Annotated in this window: 22 protein-coding genes and 1 riboswitch; of the genes, 17 read left to right on the top strand and 5 right to left on the bottom strand. The window is 64.7% G+C overall.

The features are described 5' to 3' along the window. Positions 1 to 113: 113 nt before the first annotated feature. From AAFG50_RS29450 to AAFG50_RS29410, 9 genes are all read left to right on the top strand, one after another. Positions 114 to 1,118: a Gfo/Idh/MocA family oxidoreductase gene (locus tag AAFG50_RS29450; protein ID WP_028173222.1), complete on the top strand. Its 1,005-nt coding sequence runs from the start codon at positions 114 to 116 to the stop codon at positions 1,116 to 1,118. Positions 1,119 to 1,169: 51 nt separating this feature from the next. Continuing rightward, the gene (locus AAFG50_RS29445; protein WP_039185625.1) at positions 1,170 to 2,321 is read left to right on the top strand and encodes a DegT/DnrJ/EryC1/StrS family aminotransferase; all 1,152 of its coding nucleotides are present in this window, start codon (positions 1,170 to 1,172) and stop codon (positions 2,319 to 2,321) included. 187 nt (positions 2,322 to 2,508) lie between these two features. Then, complete coding sequence (gene murJ, locus AAFG50_RS29440; RefSeq protein WP_028173224.1) at positions 2,509 to 4,038, top strand: murein biosynthesis integral membrane protein MurJ; 1,530 nt, start codon at positions 2,509 to 2,511, stop codon at positions 4,036 to 4,038. A 263-nt stretch (positions 4,039 to 4,301) separates the two neighbouring features. Further along, the gene (locus tag AAFG50_RS29435) at positions 4,302 to 4,577 is read left to right on the top strand and encodes a DUF1127 domain-containing protein (protein ID WP_028173225.1); all 276 of its coding nucleotides are present in this window, start codon (positions 4,302 to 4,304) and stop codon (positions 4,575 to 4,577) included. A gap of 58 nt (positions 4,578 to 4,635) precedes the next feature. Continuing rightward, complete coding sequence (locus AAFG50_RS29430) at positions 4,636 to 5,160, top strand: GNAT family N-acetyltransferase (RefSeq protein ID WP_063623018.1); 525 nt, start codon at positions 4,636 to 4,638, stop codon at positions 5,158 to 5,160. A gap of 229 nt (positions 5,161 to 5,389) precedes the next feature. Next, the gene (locus tag AAFG50_RS29425) at positions 5,390 to 7,699 is read left to right on the top strand and encodes a xanthine dehydrogenase family protein molybdopterin-binding subunit (protein WP_028173226.1); all 2,310 of its coding nucleotides are present in this window, start codon (positions 5,390 to 5,392) and stop codon (positions 7,697 to 7,699) included. Between the two features lie 125 nt (positions 7,700 to 7,824). After that, entirely contained in the window at positions 7,825 to 8,274 is a 450-nt protein-coding gene (locus tag AAFG50_RS29420; RefSeq protein ID WP_028173227.1) for a cytochrome c, read from the top strand. A gap of 195 nt (positions 8,275 to 8,469) precedes the next feature. After that, a riboswitch (ZMP/ZTP riboswitch) is annotated at positions 8,470 to 8,555 on the top strand. Positions 8,556 to 8,589: 34 nt separating this feature from the next. Next, the gene (gene glyA, locus AAFG50_RS29415) at positions 8,590 to 9,879 is read left to right on the top strand and encodes a serine hydroxymethyltransferase (RefSeq protein WP_028173228.1); all 1,290 of its coding nucleotides are present in this window, start codon (positions 8,590 to 8,592) and stop codon (positions 9,877 to 9,879) included. A 148-nt stretch (positions 9,880 to 10,027) separates the two neighbouring features. Further along, positions 10,028 to 11,311 (top strand): cystathionine gamma-synthase family protein, encoded by a 1,284-nt coding sequence (locus AAFG50_RS29410; protein WP_028173229.1) that lies wholly within the window; start codon positions 10,028 to 10,030, stop codon positions 11,309 to 11,311. Positions 11,312 to 11,320: 9 nt separating this feature from the next. Here AAFG50_RS29410 and AAFG50_RS29405 read toward each other — a convergent pair whose 3' ends face one another. After that, positions 11,321 to 11,551: a VF_A0006 family four-cysteine protein gene (locus AAFG50_RS29405; protein WP_231166541.1), complete on the bottom strand. Its 231-nt coding sequence runs from the start codon at positions 11,549 to 11,551 to the stop codon at positions 11,321 to 11,323. Between AAFG50_RS29405 and AAFG50_RS29400 the strand changes: the two genes are divergently transcribed. Continuing rightward, positions 11,534 to 11,785: a hypothetical protein gene (locus AAFG50_RS29400; RefSeq protein ID WP_162494043.1), complete on the top strand. Its 252-nt coding sequence runs from the start codon at positions 11,534 to 11,536 to the stop codon at positions 11,783 to 11,785. The genes AAFG50_RS29405 and AAFG50_RS29400 overlap by 18 nt on opposite strands. Before the next feature lie 76 nt (positions 11,786 to 11,861). On the opposite strand, the gene AAFG50_RS29395 is transcribed toward AAFG50_RS29400, so the two are convergent. Continuing rightward, the gene (locus tag AAFG50_RS29395; RefSeq protein ID WP_011088650.1) at positions 11,862 to 12,281 is read right to left on the bottom strand and encodes a CHRD domain-containing protein; all 420 of its coding nucleotides are present in this window, start codon (positions 12,279 to 12,281) and stop codon (positions 11,862 to 11,864) included. Positions 12,282 to 12,435: 154 nt separating this feature from the next. Here AAFG50_RS29395 and AAFG50_RS29390 point away from each other — a divergent pair, with 154 nt between their 5' ends. Further along, positions 12,436 to 13,359 carry a c-type cytochrome gene (locus tag AAFG50_RS29390; RefSeq protein WP_028173231.1) on the top strand — a complete coding sequence of 308 codons (924 nt, stop codon included), beginning with the start codon at positions 12,436 to 12,438 and terminating at the stop codon, positions 13,357 to 13,359. A 3-nt stretch (positions 13,360 to 13,362) separates the two neighbouring features. Here AAFG50_RS29390 and AAFG50_RS29385 read toward each other — a convergent pair whose 3' ends face one another. Further along, a complete protein-coding gene (locus AAFG50_RS29385) occupies positions 13,363 to 13,608 on the bottom strand; it encodes an Lrp/AsnC family transcriptional regulator (protein WP_014493934.1) in 246 nt (81 codons plus the stop codon). Between the two features lie 124 nt (positions 13,609 to 13,732). Beyond that, positions 13,733 to 15,712, bottom strand: coding sequence for a PAS domain-containing sensor histidine kinase (locus AAFG50_RS29380; RefSeq protein ID WP_231166540.1), 1,980 nt, complete (start codon positions 15,710 to 15,712; stop codon positions 13,733 to 13,735). Positions 15,713 to 16,023: 311 nt separating this feature from the next. Between AAFG50_RS29380 and thiD the strand changes: the two genes are divergently transcribed. From thiD to AAFG50_RS29360, 4 genes are all read left to right on the top strand, one after another. Next, positions 16,024 to 16,824, top strand: a complete 801-nt coding sequence (gene thiD / locus AAFG50_RS29375; RefSeq protein ID WP_028173233.1) for a bifunctional hydroxymethylpyrimidine kinase/phosphomethylpyrimidine kinase — start codon at positions 16,024 to 16,026, stop codon at positions 16,822 to 16,824. Positions 16,825 to 17,040: 216 nt separating this feature from the next. Then, entirely contained in the window at positions 17,041 to 17,853 is an 813-nt protein-coding gene (locus AAFG50_RS29370; protein WP_060908231.1) for a UDP-2,3-diacylglucosamine diphosphatase, read from the top strand. Beyond that, positions 17,853 to 18,926, top strand: coding sequence for a glycosyltransferase family 1 protein (locus AAFG50_RS29365; RefSeq protein WP_028173235.1), 1,074 nt, complete (start codon positions 17,853 to 17,855; stop codon positions 18,924 to 18,926). Before AAFG50_RS29370 ends, AAFG50_RS29365 begins: the two co-directional genes overlap by 1 nt. Before the next feature lie 63 nt (positions 18,927 to 18,989). Beyond that, a complete protein-coding gene (locus AAFG50_RS29360; protein WP_028173236.1) occupies positions 18,990 to 19,973 on the top strand; it encodes a threonine/serine dehydratase in 984 nt (327 codons plus the stop codon). An 82-nt stretch (positions 19,974 to 20,055) separates the two neighbouring features. Here AAFG50_RS29360 and AAFG50_RS29355 read toward each other — a convergent pair whose 3' ends face one another. After that, positions 20,056 to 21,864: a caspase family protein gene (locus AAFG50_RS29355; protein WP_028173237.1), complete on the bottom strand. Its 1,809-nt coding sequence runs from the start codon at positions 21,862 to 21,864 to the stop codon at positions 20,056 to 20,058. A gap of 187 nt (positions 21,865 to 22,051) precedes the next feature. On the opposite strand from AAFG50_RS29355, the gene AAFG50_RS29350 reads away from it, so the two are divergent. Both AAFG50_RS29350 and AAFG50_RS29345 read left to right on the top strand, forming a co-directional pair. Continuing rightward, a complete protein-coding gene (locus AAFG50_RS29350) occupies positions 22,052 to 22,495 on the top strand; it encodes an RbsD/FucU domain-containing protein (RefSeq protein ID WP_011088641.1) in 444 nt (147 codons plus the stop codon). A gap of 147 nt (positions 22,496 to 22,642) precedes the next feature. Then, complete coding sequence (locus tag AAFG50_RS29345; protein ID WP_039185965.1) at positions 22,643 to 23,002, top strand: hypothetical protein; 360 nt, start codon at positions 22,643 to 22,645, stop codon at positions 23,000 to 23,002. The last annotated feature ends 160 nt before the right edge of the window (positions 23,003 to 23,162 follow it).

Here is a 23,162-nt window from a genome sequence, read left to right as displayed (position 1 = left end):
TGTAACTTTTTGAATCAAATCGTGTCCGGGCCGGAAGCTCTGCATTCGCCACAAATGTGGCGCCCGTGCTAGAAGCGGCCCGGGGATTTGCGGTTGAATCGGGGTTTGCTCAGATGAGTTCCAAAGGGTCAGCACCTGCCAAAGCAGGCTTGCGTGTCGGTGTCGTCGGCGCGGGCGTGATGGGCAGCAACCATGCGCGCGTGCTCGCGGGTCTTCCCGGCGTCACCCTCGTCGGCGTGGTCGATCCCTCGCCGACGCACCTGACGCGCACCACCGAGCTTGCCAACTGCCAGGGCTTCGAGACGCTCGACCAGCTCCTGGCCGCCGGCGTCGATGCCGTCACCATCGCAGCGCCCACCCATCTGCATCACGAGGTCGCGCTCGCCTGCATCGCCAAGAACATCCACGTGCTGGTCGAGAAGCCGATCGCCTCCACGGTCGCCGAAGGCCGTGAGATCGTCGCCGCCGCGCAAAAGGCTGGCGTCACGCTGATGGTCGGCCATGTCGAGCGCTTCAATCCGGCGGTCGCCGCGGTCAAGCAGGCGATCGCGGGCGAGGACATCCTCTCGATCGCGATCACCCGCGTCGGTCCATTCCCGCCGCGCATGTCCAATGTCGGCGTCGTCATCGACCTCGCCGTGCATGACATCGACCTGATCCGCTGGTTCACCGAATCCGACATCGTCGAGGTGCAGCCGCAATTGTCGAGCGCGGTCGCCGAGCGCGAGGATATCGCGCTGCTCCAGTTCCGCACCGCCAACGGCGTGCTCGCCCACATCAACACCAACTGGCTGACGCCGTTCAAGGCACGCAGCGTCACGGTCGCGACCCGCGGCAAATACGTGATGGGCGATCTGTTGACGCGCCAGGTCACCGAGTGCTTCGGCTTCAAGCCCGACGGCAGCTACTCGATGCGGCATCTGCCTGTCGGCCATGACGAGCCGCTGCGCGCCGAGCTGATCGCGTTCCTCAAGGCCGTACGCCACGGCGAGACGCCGGCGGTCACGGGCGATGAGGGCGTTGCCAGCCTCGAGATCGCCACGCAGTGCCTGGAGACGCCGTCGCGTCCCGCCGCGACGTCGCCCGCCCGCAAGGGTCCGCGCCGCGTCGCCGGCTGATCTCCATCCATGTCGGCTTCCCAAACTTCGCAAGACAATCAGCAAGGCGCCATGAACCAGCATCTGCGGTCCGAACCCATTCCCTTCATCGACGTCGGCTCGCAGCGCCGCCGGCTCGGCGCCTCGCTCGATGCGGCCGTCAAGCGCGTGCTCGACCATTGCCAGTTCGTCAACGGCCCTGAGGTCGCCGAGCTCGAGAAGCAGCTCGCGGCCTATTGCGGCGCCAAGCACGTCATCGGCTGCGCCAGCGGCACCGACGCGATCCTGATGGTGATGATGGCGAAGAATGTCGGGCCCGGCGATGCCGTGCTGTGTCCGTCCTTCACCTTCATCGCGACCGCCTCGCCGGTGGCGCGGACCGGGGCGACGCCGGTCTATGTCGACGTGGACGAGGCGACCTTCAACATGAGCCCGGAATCGCTCAAGCGCGGCATCGCGTCCGCCCGCAAGGCCGGCCTCAAGCCGGCAGCGGTCATTCCGGTCGACCTGTTCGGCCAGCCCGCCGATCACGACGCCATCGCCGAGATCGCAAAGGCCGAAGGCCTGTTCGTGCTCGACGACGCCGCCCAGGGGTTTGGCGCGAGCTACAAGGGCCGCAAGCTCGGCACCCTGGCGCTTGCTACCGCCACCAGCTTCTTCCCGGCAAAACCGCTCGGCTGCTTTGGCGATGGCGGCGCGATCTTCACCGATGACGACGAACTCGCGGCGACGCTGCGCAGCATCCGCGTGCACGGGCAGGGCGTCGACAAATACGACAACGTCCGTCTTGGCCTCACCGGCCGGCTCGACACCATGCAGGCTGCGGTCCTGATCGAGAAGCTGAAGATTTTTGACGACGAGATCGCTGCCCGCAACCGGGTTGCCGAACGCTATGAGCGCGGGCTCAGCAACGTGGTCACCGTGCCGCGCCTTAGCCCCGGTAACACCTCGGTCTGGGCGCAGTACACCATCCGCCTGCCCGAGGGGACCGACCGTGACGGCTTTGCCGCGGCGCTGAAGGCCCAGGGCGTGCCGACCGCGATCTATTACGGCAAGTCGATGCATCAGCAGACCGCCTACAAGCAGTATCCGGTCGCCGAGGGCGGGTTGCCGGGTTGCGAGAGCCTGTCGCAGGACGTCATCAGCCTGCCGATGCACGCCTACCTGACCGAAGCCGATCAGGAGCGAATCATCGCCGCCGTGCGCGGGGCGATTGCGGGTTGATCTTGGTTCACCTCTCCCGCTCGCGGGAGAGGTCGGCGCGAAGCGCCGGGTGAGGGTTCTCTCCTCTGGGGGAGTCTTTCTTGTTGAGACACCCTCTCCCCAACCCTCCCCCGCGAGCGGGGGAGGGAGCAGACCGTCCTCGCGGTTTGCACCTAGACCTGATCTCGCCATGCTCTAAAACAGACGCATGCTCGGACGCATCTTCACGGTCGGTGGTTACACGCTGCTTTCGCGGCTGACGGGGTTTGCCCGCGACATCATGCTCGCGGCGATCCTCGGCGCCGGCCCGGTGGCCGATGCCTTTTTCGTGGCGCTGCGGTTGCCCAACCATTTCCGCGCGATCTTCGCCGAGGGCGCGTTCAACGCCGCCTGGGTGCCGGCCTACGCCCATGTCCATGGCGAACGCGGGGAGGGGGCGGCAAAACTGTTCGCCGACCGCATCTTCACGCTGCTCCTGGCCTCGCAGGTGGTGCTGCTGATCGCCGCCTGGCTGTTCATGCCGCAGGCCATGAGCTTGCTTGCGCCCGGCTTCAGTGAAGATGCCGAGCAGCGCAAGCTCGCGATCGAGCTGACCCGGATCACCTTTCCCTATCTGCTGCTGATCACGCTGGTGACGCTCTATGGCGGCATGCTCAACGTGATGCAGCGCTTTGCCAGCGCCGCGGCCGCGTCGATCTTCCTCAACGTCGCGATGATGATGACGCTGGCAGTTGCCGTCTGGTTTCCGACCGCGGGCCACGCCGCGGCCTGGGGCGTCCTGATCTCGGGCTTCCTGCAATATTTCCTGCTCGCCGGCGATCTCGCCCGCCATGGCGGCCTGCCGCGCTTTGCGCCCTTGAAGCTCGACGAAGACGTTCGCGGCTTCTTCAAGGCGCTGGGGCCGGCGACGCTGGGCTCGATGGGCACGCAGGTCGCGCTGTTTGCCGACACCATCATCGCGACCTTCCTGCCCGCGGGCGCGCTGTCGGCGCTGTATTATGCCGACCGCCTCAACCAGCTCCCGATCGGCGTCATCGGCATCGCCATCGGCACGGTGCTGCTGCCGGAGATGTCGCGGCGCATCACCGCGAACGACCATGACGGCGCGATGAAGGCGCAACGCCGCGCGTTCGACTTCACGCTGCTGTTCTCGATCCCGTTCGTCGCGGCCTTCATCACCGTGCCCGATGCGATCATGCGCGCACTGTTCACCCGCGGCGCGTTCTCCAAGGCGGATGCCGCCGCCGCCGGCGCCACGCTCGCCGCCTATGCCATCGGCTTGATCCCCTTCGTGCTGATCCGCAGCGCGGTCGCGACCTTCTATGCCCGCAAGGACACCGCAACGCCGGTGCGCGCCTCTCTGACCGGCATCGCCGTCAATGTTGCGTTGAAGGTGGCCCTGATGGGATCGCTGGCCCAGATCGGCCTCGCGCTGGCGACCGCCGTCGGCGTCTGGACCAATCTCTTGCTGGTGCTGTTCTTCGCCGTGCGGCGAGGTTTTCTCGTGCCGGACCGCGCCTGGCTGCTGTCGCTCGCGAAGTTCCTGCTGACCGGATTGATCCTCGCCGCAGCCTTCTGGCTGATCGCGCGCTTCAGCCCGGCCGCTCTTGCCTCCGTGCACGCCTTCCGGGACGAATTGGCTCTGGTCCTGCTGGCCGTCGGGGGCACGATCGTCTATGCGCTCGCGATCCTCGTTCTGTTCGGCCGCCGCTGGCTGATCGCGCTGGTGCGCGGCTAGGCGCCGGAGCGTAGCACTCGCCTCCAGGGTGTAAGTGACCTCCGCACATCCCTTGATTTTGCACGATTGCTGTGGTACGGTCGCCTCATGATCAAATCAGTGCGCAACATCAACTCGATGCACGTGACCCGCTTCGGCTGGGCCGTGGGAGGAGTCGCGCGCTAGGAATTCGACGACGACATCTTTCCACCAGGCCCCGCCGGCATCGGACGGGGCCTTTTGTTTGGCCACGCTCCCTGCCGGCACAACAGCAGGAGCGTCCCATGCCACCGCAACAGACTAACATCACCTCCGAGACGGGGGGTGATGCTGCGCGGCTTCGCCTCGACCTCTCCACCGTCTTGAGCCTGCTCAAGCGATATTGGCTTGCATTTCGGGATCGGCGTCAGAGCCCGCGCGTCTCCTTGCAGGACCTGAGTGACAGGGAATTGATGGATATCGGCTTGACACGTGGCGAGATCGACTACCTCACGCCAGAACGCGCAATAGACAGGCTTAGAGATGGCACGACGGGCCTGTGGGGCCGTGGTGTGATGTGACTGACCATAAATCTCTGCTTATGCGATCCCGCGCCACTACAATAGAAAGGTGGCGATCATGACGTCACATGTTGCTATTGCTCAGGCGGACGTAGAAGTCCGGCGATTGACTGTCGATGATCTGGATCTCTTTCGCGAAATTCGCGCGGAGGCGCTTCAGAAGTACCCTCAAACGTTTGGTTCTCCTGAAGAGGACGAAGGGGGTGAAGCGATGTTGATGGCTTATCGCCATTGGCTCAGCGGCACTATTCTTGGCGCGTTTGAATCCGGGAGCTTGATCGGCGTCGCGGGCCTCTATGTCTCACCCTACAAGAGATCGCAGCACCGGGGTCAAATCTTCACGGTCTATGTAAGAGAAAACGATCAAGGGAAAGGTGTCGGAGATCGGCTCATCAAAGAGATTCTTGCCCATGCCGAGGCACGTGTCGAACAGGTACATCTTGCCGTCTTGTTAACAGCAACCGCTGCAATCAAGACCTACAAGCGGAACGGGTTCGAAGTCTACGGCACCGATCCTGGTGCCATCCGCATCGGGGATATCACGTACGACCAGTACCTTATGATGAAGAAATTCATCCGCTGAATTCGATTTGGCATGGCCTGGTCTGGTCGGAAACCGGGCGTAGCGACGGAGCGCCGAATCCTCGGACCCACGGGAAATGAGCGGACTTCAGCCTTTCCAAGCAAATTCCGTTGACGGATGAACGATGCTTTTCCCGGCCTGCGATCAACGTTCACGCCCAAACCCATTTGCCTTGCCACTTTTTCCACGGCAATATGCCGGCAAAACAACCATGAGAACGGGATAGAAAATGGCTGCTCCCATCAAGTTCGGCGTTGGCCAAAGTGTGCTGCGCAAGGAGGATGACGCGCTCATCCGCGGCAAGGGCCGCTATACCGACGATTACGCGCCGCAGGCTGCGCTCCGCTGCTTGATGCTGCGCTCGCCGCACGCGCATGCTAAATACACCATCGATGCGAGCCGCGCCCGTACGCTGCCCGGCGTCGCGCTGATCCTGACCGCCGCCGACGTTGGGGATCTCGGCAATCTGCCCTGCCTGTTCAATCTCGAGACCGATCCCTTCACCGGCCCGCCATACCCGATCCTCGCGAAGGATGAAGTGCGCCATGTCGGCGATTCCATCGCCTTCGTGGTCGCCGAGACCATCGACCAGGCCCGCGACGCGATCGAGGCGATCGAGGTCAAATGGAGCCCGCTGCCGGCGGTGACCGGCGTCGTCAACGCCGTGAAGAAGGGCGCGCCGCAGGTCTGGCCGGACAAGGCCGGCAACGTGCTGTTCGATGTTTCGATTGGTGACAAAGCCGCGATCGAAGCTGCCTTTGCCAAGGCGCATGCGGTCGCCGAGATCGCCATCGTCAATCCGCGCGTGGTCGCAAGCTTCATGGAGACGCGCGCGGCGGTCTGCGAATATGACGCCAAGCGCGACCATCTGACGCTGACGGTCGGCAGCCAGGGCAGCCATCGTCTGCGCGACATCCTCTGCCAGAACGTGCTGAACATCCCGACCGAGAAGATGCGGGTGATCTGCCCCGACGTCGGCGGCGGCTTCGGCACAAAACTGTTTCCGTACCGCGAATACGCCCTGATGGCGGTTGCCGCGCGGCAACTGAAGAAGGCGGTGAAATGGGCAGCCGACCGCTCCGAGCATTTCATGGGCGACGCGCAGGGCCGCGACAACGTCACCACCGCGAAGATGGCGCTGACTGAAGACGGCAAGTTCCTCGCCATGGATTGCGACTTGATGGGCGACATGGGCGCGTATCTGTCGACCTTCGGGCCCTATATCCCGCATGGCGGCGCCGGCATGCTGCCGGGCCTCTACGACATCCAGGCCTTCCACTGCCGGGTGCGCACCATCTTCACCCACAGCGTGCCGGTCGACGCCTATCGCGGCGCGGGCCGGCCCGAGGCGGCCTATGTCATCGAGCGCCTCGTGGACGCGTGCGCGCGAAAACTCGACATGACGCCGGACGCCATCCGCCGCAAGAACTTCATCCAGCCAAAGGCGCTGCCGTACAAGACGGCCACGGGCAAGGTCTATGATTCCGGCGACTTCGCCGCGCATCTGAAGCGCGCCATGGAGATCGCCGAGTGGAAGGAGTTTCCCAAGCGCGCCAAGGCGGCCAAGAAGCAGGGGCTCATTCGCGGCATCGGCCTTGCGAGCTATGTCGAGATTTGCGGCGTGATGGGTGAGGAGACGGCCAACGTCCGCCTCGATCCCAATGGCGACGTCACTGTCCTGATCGGCACGCAGTCGAGCGGACAGGGGCACCAGACCGCCTATGCGCAGATCGTCGCCGAGCAGTTCGGCGTGGCGCCGGAGCGCGTCCACGTCCGTCAGGGCGATACCGACGAGATCGCGACCGGTCTCGGCACCGGCGGCTCGGCTTCGATCCCGTCAGGCGGCGTCAGCGTCGAGCGCGCCACGCGCGAGCTCGGCGCGAAGCTGAAGGAGATCGCGGCGCAGGCGCTGGAAGCCAGCGCCGGCGACCTCGAGATATCGGAGGGCGTGTTGCGCATCGCCGGCACCGACCGTTCGATCTCGTTCGCCGATCTCGCCAAGCGGCCGGGCGTCGATCCGTCGAAGCTGAACGGCAGCGCCACCTTCGCCAGCGCGGACGGCACCTATCCCAACGGCACCCATGTCGCGGAGGTCGAGATCGATCCGGCGACCGGCATCATCAAGATCGTCAACTACGTGATCGTCGACGATTTCGGCAAGACGCTCAACCCGCTGCTGCTCGCCGGGCAGGTGCATGGCGGCGCCATGCAGGGCATCGGCCAGGCCTTGATGGAGCAGGTGGTCTACGGGGCCGGTGACGGCCAGCTGATCACCGCGACCTTCATGGACTACGCGCTGCCGCGGGCGGCTGATGGTCCGGACTTCGTGTTCGAGACCGCCAACGTTCCATGCAAGACCAATCCCATGGGCGTGAAGGGGGCGGGCGAGGCCGGCGCGATCGGCTCCTGTCCGGCCGTCGTCAACGCCATCGTCGACGGGCTCTGGCGCGAGTACAAGATCGACCACATCGACATGCCGGCGACCCCGGAACGGGTGTGGATCGCCATCAGCGAGCACCGTCGCCGTCACAGCCTGTAAGCCACAATCCTGCCGCGCGGGAATAAACGCCCCGCGCGGGGTTCTATCCATGGATGGATCGCGACTCCCGTGAAGCGGGTGGAGGGTCCAATCCCAAGGCATTTGCGAGTCGGAGAAACTAACCAATGAAACGGACGATGATTGTCGTGACGACCCTGCTATTGGGCGCGGGCGCCGTGATGGCGCAGCAGGAGGTCGCGGTTCAACAGGATAATCTGATGCGCTCGCAGGCCAAGAGCCTCTATACGGTCATCCTGAAGATGACCAAGGGCGATATCCCCTACGACCAGAAGGCCGCCGACGAGGCGATCGCCAATCTCGAGACCGACGTCGCCAAGATCGCCAAGACCTTCGAGGTCAATCCCAAGCAGGACGTGGTGAACGCGACCTATGGGGCCTCGCCGAAGGTCTGGAAGAACAAGGCCGATTTCGACTCCAAGATCCCGCCGGTGCAGAAGGCGATCGCGCAGGTCAAGGGCAAGATCACCGACGTCGCGAGCCTCAAGGCCGCCTATACCGCGATCAACGATCGTTGCACCGACTGCCACGAGACGTATCGGCTGAAGTTGAAGTAGCCACCTCACTTTTTTCCACGCTCGACCTCGAAGCCCGGATGAGCGCAGCGATATCCGGGAAGGTGACCCCGCATGTCGCTTCGCTCATGCGGCTCCGAGCGTTGCCTCAACCGGCACGGCCTGCGGGAACCGGTAGTTGCTGCAGGTCCGCAGGTCGGCTAAGCTTTACTTTACGAAGAGTCTCCGTGCTCATTCGTCCTATCGCGCGACTGGCGAGCTAACGTGGAATCGACCACGGTGAAGCGCGAAGGGTTCCGACGCCGATCGCCTGGGCAACCAATCTGCTGGAAAAACAGCGTGTTGAGGAGCCCGAGCATGCCGTCGTTTCGCAACGAACTGTCCATCAACGATCAAGAGATCGCCGCCGCCCTTGCGGGGGAAGAGCGCCGCCAACAGGACGGCGTCGAACTGATTCCGTCCGAGAATTACACCTACCCGGAGGTGCTTGAGCTGCTCGGATCGGTCTTCACCAATAAATATTCCGAGGGATATCCGGGACGCAGATACTACGGCGGCCAGCAGTATACGGACGAAATCGAGCGCCTCGCACGCGAGCGCGCTTGCTCGCTTTTTCGTGCCGAGCACGCCAACGTTCAGCCTCTTTCCGGATCACCGATGAATCAGGCCGTCTATCTCGGCCTGTTGGAGCCCGGCGACACCATTCTCGCCATGGACCTGTCCCATGGCGGTCATCTCACCCACGGCGCGCCGGTGTCCCACATGGGGCGTTTGTTCAACTTCATTCGCTACAAGACGGCTCCGTCAAACGGCGGCGCGATAGATTTCGACGAATTGCGCGCGATTGCGCGTGAAGCGCGTCCGAAGATGGTGTTGTGCGGTTACAGCTCCTATCCGCGCGACCTGGACTATGCGGCATTCAAGAGTATTGCCGACGAAGTTGGCGCGCTCACGATGGCTGACGTGAGCCACTATGGCGGATTGGTTGCCGCGAATGTCATGCGCAATCCGCTTGATGCCGGCTTCGACGTCATGACGACGACATCCCACAAGACACTGCGCGGCCCCCGGGGCGGGATCATCCTGTGCCGGAAAGAAAATGCCGGTCGGATCGATGCTTCCGTATTTCCCGGTTTGCAGGGCGGACCTCACATGAACGTCGTGGCCGGGATTGCCGTGACGCTCAAGAAGGCGGCGACCTCGGATTTCCAGGTTTACGCGCGGCAGGTTTTGCGCAACGCGAAGGTTCTTGCCGGCGCGCTGATGGAGCGCGGGATGAAGCTGGTCACGGACGGAACGGACAATCACATGATGGTCGTCGATACGGCAGCGTCCGTCGGACTGGACGGGCGGGCCGCCGAGGATGTGCTTGATGCCATAGCCATCACCACAAACAAGCAAGTGATTCCGGACGATCCGCGCCCGCCGCTCAGGCCGAGCGGTATTCGCCTTGGGACACCGGCGGCGACTACGCGTGGCATGGGAGAGCCCGAAATGCGTCGTATCGGCGAGTTCATTGCGGCGGCTCTGCAGGCGAACGGCAACGATGTGGTCGTCGCGCGCCTCAGGTCAGAGTGCGTCGAGATGTGCCGGGCTTTTCCTGTTCCAGGCGTGATGTCCAGAGCTAATTCTGTTGCCAAGACCTGACGGATCGTTGTGAGAGTGGTTATCTTCGGTCGAGCCGCCGCGGCGTTGATTCGACCTGCTGGATGCCGGCGCATCTCGCTCCCGATTGCCTCACGATGTTTGGAGTTCCAACGCGCGGCGCGGATCCTAGTCAACAGCGAGACTGGCCATGGTAAAACCCTTTCCGTCGAAGACCCACATCGGCAACCATATGCTGCATCCGGAAACGCTGATGCTGACCTATGGCTATGATCCGCAGCTGTCGGAAGGCGCCATCAAGCCGCCGGTGTTCCTGACCTCGACCTTCGTGTTCAGGACCGCCGAGGACGGGCAGGACTTCTTCGATTTCGTCGCCGGCCGGCGCGAGCCGCCGGAGGGGATGGGCGCGGGCCTGGTCTATTCGCGCTTCAACCACCCCAACAGCGAGATCGTCGAGGACAGGCTCGCGGTCTATGAGCGCACCGAGAGTTGCGCGCTGTTCTCCTCCGGCATGGCGGCCATCGCAACCACGATCCTCGCCTTCGTGCGCCCCGGCGACGTCATCCTGCACTCCCAGCCGCTCTATGGCGGGACGGAAACCCTGCTGACCAACACGCTTGCGCGCCTGTCGATCGGCGCCGTCGGCTTTGCCGATGGCATCGACGAGGCGGCGGTCAAGCAGGCCTCGGAGGAGGCGATGGGCAAGGGCCGGGTTTCGATGATCCTGATCGAGACCCCGGCCAACCCGACCAATGGCCTCGTCGACGTCGCGATGATCCGCCGCATCGCCGACGCGATCGGAAAGGCCCAGGGGCATATGCCGATCATCGCCTGCGACAATACGCTGCTCGGGCCGGTGTTTCAGCGGCCGATCGAGCATGGCGCGGACCTTTCGCTGTACTCGCTGACCAAATATGTCGGCGGTCACTCCGACCTGATCGCGGGCGCCGCGCTCGGCGCGAAGGCGATCATGAAGGGCATCAAGGCGCTGCGCGGCGCCATCGGCACCCAGCTCGATCCGCATTCCTGCTGGATGATCAACCGCTCGCTCGAGACGCTGAGCCTGCGCATGGAAAAAGCCGATGCGAATGCGCGCCTCGTGGCGGCTTATTTGCGCGATCATCCCAAGGTGGCCAAGGTCCACTATCTCGGTCATCACGAGGAGGCATCGCCGGCGGGGCGTGTGTTTGCGAGGCAGTGCCTGGGGGCGGGATCGACATTCTCGTTCGACATCGCCGGCGGCAAGGAGGCCGCGGTCAAATTCCTCAACGCGCTGCAAATCCTCAAGCTGGCGGTGAGCCTCGGCGGCACGGAGTCGCTGGCCAGCCTGCCGGCGACGATGACCCATTCCGGCGTTCCCGCCGACATCCGCCAGAAGATCGGCGTGCTCGATTCCACGATCCGGCTGTCGATCGGCATCGAGAACCCGTCGGATCTGATCGCGGACCTCGCGCAGGCGCTGAACGCGGCTTGAGCGGGGGGATCAAAGCGGATTGGACGCGCGGCATGCCGACATGATCGCCGCGGCAGCCTCGTTGCTCTGCGCGCCCGAGAGCTGCCGCACGAGGCAGACGTAATAGCCCTTGCTGGATGCGTTCAACAGGGAATCGCCGTTGACGACGAGCCAGTTGCAGGCGGAGCGGATGTACTGCACGGCAAGGGGCGATCGTGTATCGCGGATTGCGGACAGCTCGCATTGAGCCTGCTTTTCCATGTCGCTCTGCGCGAGCACCGGTCCGAAGAAGCAAAGAAACGCTCCGGCGGCGACGAGGCCTGGCACAACGTGCCACGGCGCGCGCGCCGATCTTCTGATGCCGGCGTCGCCGGGCCGATCGAAAACGCTGGAAACGAGCCGCACGGTGCCACTCTGGAGATTGGTGAGGCCGAAGTTTACGGCGGAACGCGCGAGGCTGGCAAGGCACGAGGTCCGGACATTCCCGCACGTTAAGGTCCTCGCCCGAATCGAAAAGGCCGGACGCTCCCTCCTTGCGTCCGGCCTTTCCGCGACGAAGCCGCGTTTTCGCTTACTTCGTCACCTGGCCGCGGATCTCGCCGCCCGGATTCGCCGCCGTGTGGATGTTGACGTAGAGCTTGCCGGCCAGCAGATCGGCGGCCTGCGCGTCGGTCAGCGTCGCAGAGCCCTCGACCGGGCTCGACGTCGCATTCGGGATCGCGATCGCTACGCCGGCGTTCTTGCCGGCCTCGGCGGGCCCGTGGAAATGAGCGGCGGTGGCGGGGCCGGAGAGGCCGGAATAGGTCACCTTCCAGGAGAGCTTCTTGCTGGCGGCGTCATAGTCGAGATCGGCCGTTCCGGTGCCGCTGGTGGTGGTGGCGGGCACCTCGGACTTGCCGTCCAGCGTCGCCTTCAGTTTCTCCGCGCTGGCCGGGGCGGCGAACGCGACGGCAGCTCCGAGTGCCAGCGTGGCAAAAATTGCTTTGTTCATGGGTCTCTCCCTGTTGACGTCTGATTGCGGTCAACTTGCAAACAGTGCGCGCAGGAGTTTATTCCCGGATCAAGCTCAAACCATCTAAATTATTCGTGGCTGGAGCGGCCACCGGCGAATCCGTAAGTTCGGCCGATCTCCATGGGATACCTCGATGCTGCGACGAACAATTCTTGTCATGCTGATCGCTGCCGTTGCAGGCTTCGGCGTCTATTGGTGGTTGACGGCGCCGGCCGCATCGGCCGTGCCGTTGCCATCCCGGGCGCCGGATCTTGCCAACGGGCAGGAGATATTCAATGCCGGCGGATGCTCCTCCTGCCATGCCGTGCCCAACCAGCCCGACCGCTTGCGGCTCGGCGGGGGCCTGGCGCTCGGCTCGCCGTTCGGCACGTTCTACGTGCCCAACATTTCCCCCGATGCCGCCGACGGCATCGGGCGCTGGAGCGAGACCGAATTCGTCAGCGCCGTGATGCGCGGCGTGTCGCCCGAGGGCCAGCACTACTTCCCGGCATTTCCCTACACGTCCTATCATCTGGCTAAGGTGGAGGACGTTCGCGATCTCTTCGCCTATCTGAAGACGCTGCCGCCGGTGTCCGGCAGGGTGCGCGACCACGACCTGCCGTTTCCCTTCAACATCCGCCGCAATGTCGGCATCTGGAAATTGGTGTTCATGCAGAGCGGGCCGTTCGTCGTGGACGCGACGCACTCGCCGCAATGGAATCGCGGCGCCTATCTCGTCAACGGCTTCGGCCATTGCGCGGAGTGTCACAGCCCGCGCAATCTGCTCGGCGGCATCATCACCGCGCAGCGTTTCGCCGGCGGGCCCAATCCGGAAGGCGAGGGGTGGGTGCCGAACATCACGCAAAAGGGCATCGGCGAATGGAGCGTGAAGGATATCGCCAATTTCCTGAAGACCGGCGAATTGCCCGAGGGCGACAGCGCCGGCGGCGCGATGGCGCGCGTGATCAAGAACACCTCGCAATTGTCGGATGAGGACATTGCGGCGATGGCGGATTACCTCAAGTCGCTGCCGCCGGTGGACGGACCGCCGCGCCCGAAACGCAAGGATGCTGGTTAGAGGCTAGCTCGCGCCGAACGCCTTGAAGGTGATGATGGTGAGCGTGTCCTGGATGCCGGGCAGCACCTGCACCTTTTCGTTGATGAAGTGGCCGATGTCGGTGTCCTTGTCGACGTAGAACTTCACCAAGAGGTCGTAATGGCCGGCCGTGGAGTAGATCTCGGAGGCGATCTCGGCTTCGGCGAGCGCATTGGCGACCGTATAGGACTGGCCGAGCTTGCATTTGATCTGGACGAAAAAGGGAACCATTGCAGTCACTCCGAAGGCATATCTGGCGGCTAATAGGCCAAAACCGGGGGGGCTTGGCAAGCGAACTTGCCGCCTCGCGGCTGCCCGAGGGATTGGTCCTGGCCAAGCCCCTCTACAAGGCCCTCTAGGAGGGCAGGGGCGCGCCGGCAAACGCCTCCCTGAGCCGCCGGGCCAGCTCGGCATTGCGATAGGGCTTGGTCAGGACGATCGATTGCGCGTGCGCGCGGCCCTGCTCGACCAGGGTCTCCAGGGCATAGCCGGAGGAGAACACGACCGGGAGTCCGGGCCGGATGCGCCGGGCCTGGTCGGCGAGCTCCCAGCCGCTCATTCCGCCGGGCATCACGATGTCGGTGAACAGGAGGTCGATGGCCGGGTTGGTGCGAAGCTGCTGCAAGGCCTCCTTGCCGTTGACGGCCGCGACCACGCGATATCCCAGCGCCTCCACGCGCAGCGTGACGGAGGAGCGGACGAACGGATCGTCCTCGGCGACCAGGATCGTTTCGTGCCCCCGGGGCGCAGCCTCCTCGCGCGCCTCGATGTCGCCGAGCGACTGCTCGCCGCCGGCATGCGGCAGATAGATGCGGACCGTCGTGCCGAGGCCCGGCTCGCTGTAGATCGAGACGTGTCCGCCTGATTGTTTGGCGAAGCCGTAGACCATGCTGAGGCCGAGGCCCGAGCCCTTGCCGACCTCCTTGGTGGTGAAGAACGGCTCGAAGGCGCGCTCGATGACGTCAGGCGTCATGCCCTCGCCGTCATCGGTGATCGAGATCAGGGCGTAGCTGCCGGACTCCACCTCCGGATGCTGGACGCGATAGTGCTCGTCGATCGCGGTGAGCTCGGTGCTGAGGGTGAGATGCCCGCCCGCCGGCATGGCGTCCTGCGCGTTGAGCGCGAGATTGAGCACGGCGGATTCGAGCTGGGCGCGGTCGGCGAAGGCGAGGATGGAGCCGGCGCCGAACGCCGTCGTGATCTCGATGTTTTCGCGCAAGGTGCGCTTGAGCAGCTTGTGCATGGAGGTCAAGAGCTCGCGGCACTCGATCGCGCGGGGTTGCAGCAATTGGCGCCGGCTGAACGCCAGCAGCCGCTGCGTCAGCTCCGCGCCGCGTTCGCCCGACTGGCAGATGTCGTCGGCGAAGCGCCTGAGGTCGGGACGGGCCCTGAGCTGCTCGCTGAGAAACTCCGCGTTGCCGATGATGACGGTGAGCAGATTGTTGAAGTCGTGGGCGATGCCGCCGGAGAGCTGGCCGACCGTCTCCATCTTCTGCGCCTGCTGGAGCTGCTGCTCGGTCAGCTTGCGCGTGGTCAGGTCGTGGACGATGCCGACGTAGATCAGCTCGCCGTCCTGCCACGCCTGGCCCACCGACAGATCCATCGGAAAGGTCGATCCGTCCTTGCGCACACCGGCGGCTTCCCCGGTTGCGATGCGCAGCGTATGACCCGTGGATGAGGGCCTCTCCTCATTGGACATCAGCATACCGATGTCGAGATTCATGACCTCGTCGGCGCGATAGCCGAACAACCGTTCGCAGGCGGGATTGAACAGGAGAATGCGGGCTTGCGCGTCGAACAGGATGACGCCGTCGACCGCGGTCTCGACCACGGCGGTGAGGCGTGTCATGCTCTCGCGCAGCGCGCGCTGGGCTTCACGAACCTGGCCGAGGAGCTGGGCCGCATCCCGGTTCTTGCTCTCCTCCTCCTCGAGCGCGGCCTGGACCTGCCGGAGCTCGAACGGCGAGGGGATGGTCAGGATCTTCGGCAGAAGCGGCCAGAGCGCTCCCGCGGTGATGACCGACGCCACGGCGGTGAGCGCCTTGACGATGCCCTCGACGCCGTAGACGGGCACCCAGAGCGTGTAGATTGACAGCACATGCGTCAGGCCGCACGCCATGATGAAGACGGCGAACGCCCAGAAGACCCACCCGAATTCGAGGTCGCGCCGCTTGGTGACGAGGATCGCGAGTGCAAACGGGATCGAGAAATACGCAAGCGCAATGCAGGCATCCGAAACGACATGCAGCCATATCAGCTCGGGCTCCCAGAGCAGGCAGATGCCGTGCGGGGAGAGCATCGAGGAGTCGAGGATACGTTCGAGGTAGGCCAACATGTGATTGCTTCCCGAAAGGATTGCGGCCGGGGCCGGCCCGCAACATGGCATCGCTGGACGAATCCGCCAATAAACGTCTCACTCACCGGGATGGGCGCCAAGGCCGGGCTATGCCGAGGGCATATTTTCGCGGGATGTGCACACTCGCGGGACGACAAGGCGGGCCGGGCCCTTATCCGGCTGATTCGCCGGGGCCGGACCGGCATGGGTTAGCTCGTCGCGGCGCCCGCGGCCGGCCCGGCTTGCTGGCGCATCCGCGGCACGCTAGGACAAGGCATGGCGGTGTCCCTCTCAAACCAATGTATCCGGCGATGACGACGCCCGTGGCTCTCACCATTGCAGGTTCCGATTCAAGCGGCGGCGCCGGCATCCAGGCGGATCTGAAGACCTTCGCGGCGCTCGGCGTCTACGGCGCCTCCGCGATCACGGCGCTGACGGCGCAGAACACGCGCGGCGTCACCGGCATTCATGCGGTGCCGGCTGATTTCGTCACCGCGCAGATCGATGCGGTGTTCTCCGATCTCGACGTCGGCGCGGTGAAGATCGGCATGGTGGCCCGGGCCGCCAGCATCGATGCGATCGCAGCCGCGCTGGCGCACTGGAAGCCGCGCCATGTGGTGCTCGATCCCGTGATGGTCGCGACATCGGGCGACCGCCTGCTGGCGTCCGAAGCCGTGGAAGCCCTGCGCATGCGACTGACGCCGCTGGCCTCGGTGATCACGCCGAACCTGCCGGAGGCGGCAGCTCTCCTCGGCGAGCCCGCCGCGGCCAGCGAGGCCGGGATCGAAGGCCAGGGGCGCCGGTTGCTGGCGCTCGGCTGCCGTGCGGTCCTGATCAAGGGCGGACACGGCGAGGGCGCCGAGAGCATCGACTATCTCGTCACGTCCGAAAGCACGATCGCGCTCGCCGCGCCCCGCGTCGCGACCAAGAACACCCATGGCACCGGCTGTTCGCTGTCCTCCGCCGTGGCGGCGGGTCTCGCCAAGGGCGAGACTCTCGAGCAGGCGGTGCGCAACGCCAAGGCCTGGATCAGCGCCGCGATTGCTGCTGCCGACCGCTTCGGCGTCGGCCACGGCCACGGGCCGATCCATCATTTTCACAAATTTTACTGACGCCGGCTTCGAGCTGCGCGCCGGCCCCGGCCGTTAACCAACAAGGCGACGGGGACCGGGCTTTTGCGGACAGCCATGGCCGCTTCGTGTCGCCTGATTGTCGCATGCGACTGATATTCGCGGGGAGGGCGAGGCGAGGTTTGATTCGTATCTGAGGGTGCCTCAAAGGTTCAATCGGTCATCCCCCTGTCACGGGATATTGTTACAGGCTGTCGCATGGGAAGCTACGATGTGAGTGACGAAAGCCCTGAAAGGCGCTTTCGCACCTTGTTCATCTCCGACGTTCATCTCGGAGCCCGCGGTTCACAAGCCGACCTTCTGTTGGACTTCCTGCGCTACCATGACGCCGAGACGATCTATCTCGTCGGCGACATCGTCGACGGCTGGGCGCTGAAATCGAGCTGGCACTGGCCGCAATCGCATAACGACCTCGTGCAGAAGCTTTTGCGCAAGGCGCGCAAGGGTGCCAAGGTGATCTACATCCCCGGCAATCACGACGAGTTCCTGCGCAACTATTACGGCACGCATTTCGGCGGCATCGACGTGGTCGAGAACACCGTCCACACCGGCGTGGACGGCAAGCGCTATCTCGTCATCCACGGCGACATCTTCGACCTCGTGGTGCAGAACGCGCGCTGGCTCGCCCATCTCGGCGACAAGGCCTACGACTTCGCGATCCAGATGAATCGCTTCGTCAACTTCTTCCGGCGCATGTTCAAGGTGCCCTATTGGTCGCTGTCGCAATGGGCCAAGCAGAAGGTCAAGAACGCCGTCAACTATATCGGCGCGTTCGAGCAGGCGCTCGCCGCCGAAGCGCGCCGTCACGACGCCGACGGCGTGATCTGCGGCCACATCCACTATGCCGTGATCCGCGACGAGGCCGGCATCCGCTACATGAACTGCGGCGACTGGGTGGAGAGCTGCACCGCGCTGGTCGAGCACGACGACGGCCATTTCGAGATCATCACCTGGGCGGATCAGTTGCAGAAGCCCGCGCAGGTGCCGCAAGTGGCAGCAAGGGCCGCCTGATGCGCATCCTGGTCGCGACCGACGCCTGGCACCCGCAAGTCAACGGTGTGGTTCGGACGCTGACCAAGCTTGCTGACGCCGCCAAAGGGCTTAGCGTTGAAGGTGTTGGCGTCGAAGGTCTTGGCGTCGAGTTCAATTTCCTGACGCCGCAATCGTTCCGCACCTTCGCGATGCCGAGCTATCGCGACGTGCGGCTCGCGATGCCGCGCCCGGCGCGAATCGCGAAGCTGATCGCGGAAGCCCGTCCCGAGAGCATCCATATCGCGACCGAAGGGCCGATCGGCCTGATGGTCCGCCGCTATTGCCGCCAGCGCAAGCTGCCGTTCACGACCAGCTTCCACACTCGCTTCCCTGAATATGTCCGCGCCCGTGTGCCGGTTCCGGGCTCGCTGATCTGGCGGGCGCTGCGTCGCTTCCATGCGCCCAGCCGCGCCGTGATGGCGGCGACCCCGGCGCTTGCCCGCGAGCTGACCGAGCGCGGCTTTGACAATGTCGTGCTGTGGCCGCGCGGTGTCGACACGCACTTGTTCCATCCCCGCGCGATCGATCTCTGCCTGCCGGCCCCGGTGTTCCTCTCGGTCGGCCGCGTCGCGGTGGAGAAGAATCTCGAGGCGTTCCTCGACCTCAAGCTGCCCGGCACCAAGGTGGTCGTCGGCGACGGCCCGGCGCGGGCTTCGCTCGAAGAGGCCTATCCCGACGCGATCTTCCTCGGCGAGAAGCACGGCGAGGCGCTGGCGGAAATCTACGCGGCCGCCGACGTCTTCGTGTTCCCCAGCAAGACCGACACGTTCGGCCTGGTCCTGCTGGAAGCGCTCGCAAGCGGCCTGCCGGTCGCGGCCTTCCCGGTGAAGGGCCCCCGCGACGTGATTGGCGATGCACCGGTCGGGGCCCTCGATCATGATCTGCGCAGCGCCTGCTTCACCGCGCTCAGCATCTCCCGGCAGGATTGCGTCGAATTCGCCGCCAATTACACCTGGGAGGCCTCGGCGAGGGCCTTTATCGACAGCATAAGGGCGGTCGGTGCGGTGCTGCCGGGCCGGAACGGGGCGGAGCAGCGACGCTTCGTCGCCTGAAGAAGAAAAACCCTCGCGCGGAGGTGTCTTGCCCGGGCGTCATCCGCCGCGATAAGGTCGGCCATGACCGAACAGCCCCTTCCGATCGGCCCTGCCGATATCGATGCCGCAGCGCGGGTGATCGCACCCTTCGCCATCCGCACCCCGCTGTTGTCCTTTCCCGTGCTCAACGAGCGCGTCGGCGCAAAAGTGTTCCTGAAGCCGGAGATGCTCCAGCGCACCGGCTCCTTCAAGTTCCGCGGCGCCTTCAACAAGGTTGCCTCGATCCCGCAGGACAAGCGCGCCGGCGGCGTCGTGGCATTCTCTTCCGGCAACCACGCCCAGGGCGTGGCGGCGGCGGCCAAGATCCTCGACATGCAGGCGACCATCGTGATGCCCGCGGACGCGCCGCTGTCCAAGCGCGAGCGCACTAAATCCTACGGCGCCGAGGTCGTGCTGTACGACCGCGACCGCGACGACCGCGAGGCGATCTCGCGCGGCATCGCCGAGAAGCGCGGCGCGACGCTGGTCAGGCCGTATGACGATCCCTTCGTGATCGCTGGCCAAGGCACCGCCGGCCGCGAGATCGCGGACGACATGGCAGCGCTGGGCCTCAGCCCCGACATCGTGGTGGCACCGGCCTCCGGCGGCGGCCTGATCGCCGGCGTCGCGACCGCCGTGAAGGCACGATATCCGCTGGCGCAGATCGTGGTGGCCGAGCCGGAGGCGTTCGACGATCACGGCATTTCGCTGACTGCAGGCCATCGCGAGCCGCATGGGCCGGCAGGCCGCACCATCTGCGACGCGCTGATGGCGCTGATCCCCGGCGAGATGACGTTTGCGATCAACAGCAAGCTGCTCGCGCGCGGCGTCACCGCATCCGACAAGGAAGTCGGTGCGGCGGTAGCGTTCGCCTATCGCGAGCTGAAGCTGGTGGTGGAGCCGGGAGGGGCCGTCGGCCTTGCCGCGCTGCTCGCGGGGCGTCTCGACGTCGCCGGCAAGAACGTCGTCATCGTCCTCTCCGGCGGCAATGTCGATGCCGATCTGTTCGCCGAGCTCGTGGCCTGATTCTTCTCGCCTGATTTCCTGACATGCGTAGGGGCGGAGCATCACTGCTCCGCCCCTTTGTCGTCTGCGCTTCTTGCCGCGATCAGTGCATGAAGCCGCGGTGATTGTTGCCGCTGCCCATGGAGGGCGCCTGGTTCATCGACTGCCGGAAGTTGTTGCCGCCGTTGTTGACCATGCGGTTGGTCGCATTGAACTGCGGGTGGTTGTTCTGCTGGGTGTTCTGGACCTGCACCTTGTTCACCGGGTTGTTGTTGAGCTTCACGATGCCGGTGTTGCCGTTGTTGACGCGGCTCGGGTTGTTCTGCGTCTGAACATTGACCGGCTTGGTCTCGACAGTTGAACCGGCCTTGCCGACATTCACCGGCATGCTCACGATCTTGCCGGGGGTGCCATTGCCGGCGTTCGGCGTGTTGTTGGTCGCGGGCAGCGTCACGATCTTGCCGATGCCGCCATTGTTGTTGGTGGTGTTGGTCGGCGCAGGCAGGGTGACGATCTTGCCCGGGGTCTGCGAGGGCGTGCCGTTCGGCTGGCTCGGCTGGTTGTTGCCCGCCGGCAGGTTGACGACCTGGCCGCCATTGCCGAGCTTGCCGATGACGTTGCTGTCCACGGGCTTCTGCACGACCGGCAGATTTCCATTCATCTGACCACCGCCATTGCCCTGCTGCAGCGGCATGTATTTGGGCTGGCCGAGATTGCCGATCTTGAAGGTCGGCGCAATGTTCTGCGGCGCCAGGAACTTCGTCGCCTGCATCAAGGGGACCAGCTTCGGCTGGGCTGCGAGCTTCAGCGCGGACACGGCGTAGGGGCTGTTGCCATAGCTGTCGTAGAAGGTCTGGTAGCCGAGCGGCGAGTTCGCGAGCACCGCCTTGTGCCAGGCCTGCGTGAGCAGGAGGTTGTTGAGCAGCCAGCGGATGTGATCGCACAGCGGGTCGTGCGGGTACATCTGGATGAACTCCTGATAGTACTCCGGCCGTCCCTCCGAGACGACGTAGTCATAGGCCTGGCGGGTTGAGCGGCTCGGCAGGTTGGAGGCCATCTGCACGACCGGCGCATTCACCGGCGCGCGGTTGGCGGCGACAGCGGTGTTGCCGAAGAAGGTGAAGTCCGACGTCAGCGAGGAGCTTTCCCACGGGATCTGCGCACCGCTGGTGGTCTGGTTCACTGCGAGGCGCACGCGCTTGAAGAGCTGCTCGATCGGCACATTGGGCTCGCGCGCGACGCTCAGGAAGGCCTGGGTGTAGGGGCTGTGGCCGCCGGTGCCGTCGAGCGCCTCGGCGCCCGGCGCGGTCGAGTAACCCACGATCGAGCCGTTCGGCGCATCGACGATTGCCAGGCCGCGGCCGGCATCGTTCACGGAGGGGAAGGGGTTGTTGCGGCAGGCATCGAGGATGACGATGCGCATGCGGCTCGGGATCGTCTCCAGCGTCGACATCACGTCGACCAGACGCACCGAATTGTTGACGAGCTCGGTCGGGCTCGAGACCCTGGCGTCGACGGGAACGAGATAGTTCTCGCCGGCGAGCTGCACGCCGTGACCGGCGTAATAGACCATCGCCACCGTGTTCGGACCGCGCGCGGAGACTTTTGCGGAAAAGTCCTGCACCACGCGGAGCATGTCGTTCTGCGTGAGGTCGGTCGCGGCGACCACCTCGAAGCCGGCCGAATTCAGGAACTTCGCCATCGACTCGGCGTCGTTGTCGGGGTTTTGGAGCTGCGGCGCGTTCTGGTAGTTCGAATTGCCGATCACCAGCGCCACCCGCTGCTCCGGGCCTTGCAGGGCGGTGGGGGCCGGCTCGACCGGGGCGACTTGCGCGGACACCGGGCCGCAGGCAAAGCCGAGCAGGCTTCCCAGGAGGCCTGCAGTCATCAGGAAAGGCTTTAGGCGGAACATGGCGTGCTCCTCTGGCACTGATCTCGATGCGAGATTGGTTGCGAGGAAGCCTTGCCGCGTTCGAGCCCGGGGTCCGTGATCCCTGTCACCATGGGTGGCAGCGTGATCTGAATCACGCATGGAACCTGCTATGGTGAATGACCGGTTTCGCCGGCGAAAGACAAGCCTTCAGGGGAAATGCCGTCACATGCTGAAATCGATCGATCCGATCCTGACGCCCGACCTGCTCTGGCTCCTGGCCTCGATGGGCCATGGCGACGACCTCGTTTTCGTCGACGCCAATCATCCGGCAACGCGTATCGCCAAAACGACATCCTCGCAGCGCCTGATCCAGCTGCCGGGCATGCGCATGGAGACCGCCGCCCGCGCCATCATGTCGGTCTATCCGCTCGACGATTTCGATCCCGATCCGGTGCGCGTGATGATGCCGGTGGACGATCCCGATCGCGTGCCCGACGTGCAGCGTGCGGTGCTCGCGGAAATCGAGCGCGCCGCCGGCCGCACTGTCGCTCCCGGCAAGCTGGCGCGTCCGGATTTCTATCGCGCGGCGGCGGCGGGCTTTGGCGTCGTGCAGGTCGGGGACAGCAGGGGCTATGGATGCTTCCTGATCCGCAAGGGCGTGATCGGTTAGCGGACGCCTTGCGTTCGATCAACAGATCGCCGCTCCTCACGCAGGGTGTGACGCAATTCCCGTCTGCGATATCCTGCGCATGGCTGCAAACAGTTCTGCACTCGAATTTGAATGGTCATCTCGCAACCGGCTGTCTATGGTCGATCCATGTCGCGCCTTATGTGTCTATTCGTTGCTGTCATCCTTTCTCTGCTGCCGGCCGTCGCGCCCGCCGAGCCCGCTCAAAAGCGCCCCAAGCCGGTCTGGCACGGCTACGGCTTCCTGCCGGGCTATCGCCAGCCGCTGAGCAACAGCATTCCGCTCTATAAGCAGAAGGACGCGATGCGCCGTCTTGCGCGCAACGACCGGCGCCACTGGTACATCGATCCGGTTCCCCAATATTATCGCTGGGACGGCGAGTGGCATTATTTCGGCCGCCCCGGCTTCGGCGGCGGCCGCTACAACGGCGGCAGCTTTGGCCCGTGCTGGACGCGGACACCGATCGGCGCGGTGTGGAATTGCGGGTGATGAGCTGATTTCGCGGCAAGGGGATCTAGCACCGTCACCCTGAGGTGCTCGCCTCTTCGGCGAGCCTCGAAGGGCGACGGCCCGGCTGCATCTCGGCCGTTCATCCTTCGAGGCTCGCCGCGTGGCGCGGTGCGCCCCACGGCTCACACCTCAGGATGAC

The sequence above is a fragment of the Bradyrhizobium sp. B039 genome (genome assembly GCF_038965675.1).
GTDB classification, from domain to species: Bacteria; Pseudomonadota; Alphaproteobacteria; order Rhizobiales; family Xanthobacteraceae; genus Bradyrhizobium; species Bradyrhizobium diazoefficiens.
Note: the sequence above shows the minus strand (reverse complement) of the source record. Positions and strands in the feature narration are given on the sequence as shown.